The sequence below is a fragment of the Streptomyces sp. NPDC001157 genome (assembly GCF_053598255.1).
Genome location: NZ_JBSFJW010000089.1, coordinates 1 through 2,697 on the forward strand (window position 1 = coordinate 1; position 2,697 = coordinate 2,697).

The window sequence follows — 2,697 nt, forward strand, 5'->3', positions numbered from 1 at the left end:
GGGGGGCGACTCGATCGTCTCCATCCAGCTCGTCTCCCGCGCCCGCGCCGCGGGAGTGGTGATCTCACCGCGCGACGTCTTCCGGCACAAGACCGCGGCAGCGCTTGCCGAGGTGGCCACGGACGGCGGCCCCGAGACGGACACACCCGCTCAGCCCCAGGCCCCGCTGCTCTCGCTCGAGCAGGACGAACTGGCAGAGCTTGAAGCCCAATGGGAGAATTCGAAGTGAAGCAAACCTCGCTTGAGGCGGTTCTGCCGCTGTCCCCCCTGCAGGAGGGCATGCTCTTCCACGCCCTCTACGACGAGGATGGCGTCGACGTCTACAACATGCAGGCCGCCCTGGAACTGACGGGTGAACTCTCCGCCAAGAGGCTGCTGCTCGCCCTGGACGCACTGCTCGAACGGCACCCCAACCTGCGGGCCGGCTTCCTGCGACGCCGCTCGGGCGAACCCATCCAGGCGATCCCGCGGTCAGTGGAGACCCCCTGGACGGAGATCGACCTCAGCCACCTGGACGGCGAACGGCAGCGCGCCCGGCTGGGTGAACTCCTGACCCAGGACCGGCTGCGCCGGTTCACGATGGCCACCGGGCCGTTGGTCCGCTTCACCCTGGTGCGGCTGGCCGAGGACCGGCACGTCCTGGTGTTCACCAACCACCACATCCTGCTGGACGGCTGGTCGCTCCCCATCGTTTTCCGCGAGCTGTTCCAGCTCTATGTGCGCGAGGGCGACGCCTCGACACTGCCCCCGGTGGTGCCGTACGGCAACTACCTGGAGTGGTTGGGCCGCCAGGACCGCACCGAGGCCGAGAACGCCTGGCGCACCGAGCTGGCCGGGCTCGACGAGCCGACGCTGGTGGCACCCGGGGTCTCTGACACGGCCGAGGGACTGCTGCACCGCGTCGCCCTGGAACTGCCCGGGCAGCTGACGTCCGCTCTCACCCGGACCGCCCGCCACCGGGGTCTGACCACCAATACGGTCGTCCAGGGCGCCTGGGCGCTGCTGCTCAGCCTGCTGACGGACAGTCAGGACGTCGTCTTCGGCGCCACGGTGGCCGGACGCTCACCGGAGCTGCCCGGTGTGGAGCGCATGGTCGGACTGCTGATCAACACCGTGCCGGTGCGTGTGCGGCTCGACCTCGGCGAACCGCTGGACGCCCTGCTGACCCGCATCCAGGAGGAGCAGTCGGCACTGCTGCCGTACCAGCACCTGGGACTCGCCGACATCCGGAAGCTGACCGGTGGCGGCGAGCTGTTCGACACCTCCGTCGTCTTCGAGAACTACCCCATCGACCCGGCGACGGCACGCAGGGCCATACCCGGCCTGGGGATCTCCCTGCTCGACGAAGGGATCACCGACACCCCCGAAGGGGCGCACTACCCGCTGAGCCTCGCGGTGTTCCCGGGGGCCCGCATGCGCCTGGAACTGGTCTACCGCGCCGACGCGTTCGACCGCGGGACCGTCGACGGGCTCACGGCCCGGCTGCGCACGCTCCTGGAGACCTTCGCCGACACACCAGACACCCTCGTGGGCCGTGTCGAGTGGCTCACCGCGACCGAGCGGGCCGCGCTCGAGACCGCCCACGGCCCCGTACGCGGCCTTCCGGACGCCACCCTGCCCGAGCTGTTCGAGGCCCAGGTCCGCCGCACCCCGGACGCCGTCGCGCTGGTGTTCCGGGACGAGCGCCTGACCTTCGCCGGCCTCAACGAGCGTGCCAACCGTCTAGCGCGCCTCCTGGTCGAGCACGGCGCCGGCCCGGAGCGGCACGTCGCCCTGGCCATGCCCCGCACTGCCGAGAGCGTGGTCGCCATCCTGGCGATCCTGAAGTCGGGCGCCGTCCACGTGCCGATCGACCCCGAGTACCCGGCCGACCGGGTCTCCCAGGTGTTCGCGCAGACCCGTCCGGCAGCCGTCCTGACCACCCGCGCGCTGGCCGCCGGCCTGCCGGACGAGGGCCCCGCGCGGATCCTCCTCGACGAGACCGACGTCCTCCGGGAGCGCGACGGGAGCGACCTCACCGACGCGGACCGCGGGGGAGTGCTGCGCCCGGAGAACCTGGCCTACGTCATCCACACGTCGGGTTCGACGGGCCGCCCCAAGGGCGTGGCCGTGTCGCACCGCAGCCTGGCGAACATGTTCCACAGCCATGAGGCCGGCTTCTTCACACCGGAGGCCGAGGCCGCCGGCGGCCGCCCGCTGCGGGTCGCCCTGACCAACGCCCTGGTCTTCGACGCCTCGTGGACCGAACTGCTGGCCATGGTCGCCGGCCACGAGCTGCACCTGGTCGACGACGAGGTACGCCGGGACGCCGACGCACTGGTGCGGTACTGCTCCGAGCACGCGCTCGACCTCGTGGACACCACCCCGGGCTTCGCCCGTCAGCTGATGTCCGCCGGGCTGCTCGACACCGACGGCCCCCGGCTGCGGACCCTCGCCCTCGGCGGCGAGGCGGTCGGCGAGGCGATGTGGCGGGAACTGGCCGCCGTCCCCGGGCTGTCCGTCTACAACCTCTACGGGCCCGCCGAGTGCACCGTCGACGCCATGCTGGCGCGCGTCGGTGACGCCGGGACTCCCGTCATCGGCCGGCCCGCGGCGAACACGTGTGTGTATGTGCTGGATGGTGGTTTGCGTCCGGTGCCGGTGGGTGTGGTGGGTGAGTTGTATGTGTCGGGTGTGGGGTTGGCTCGTGGGTATGTG

2 protein-coding genes are annotated in these 2,697 nt (G+C 71.3%); both read left to right on the plus strand.

What is annotated here, in order from left to right; genetic code table 11:
• Positions 1-229: phosphopantetheine-binding protein (locus tag ACWDAG_RS47660; protein WP_450701853.1), on the plus strand; the 229-nt coding region annotated here is incomplete at its 5' end.
• On the plus strand, positions 226-2,697 hold a 2,472-nt coding region (locus tag ACWDAG_RS47665), incomplete at its 3' end, for a non-ribosomal peptide synthetase (protein WP_450701854.1). The genes ACWDAG_RS47660 and ACWDAG_RS47665, both read left to right, overlap by 4 nt.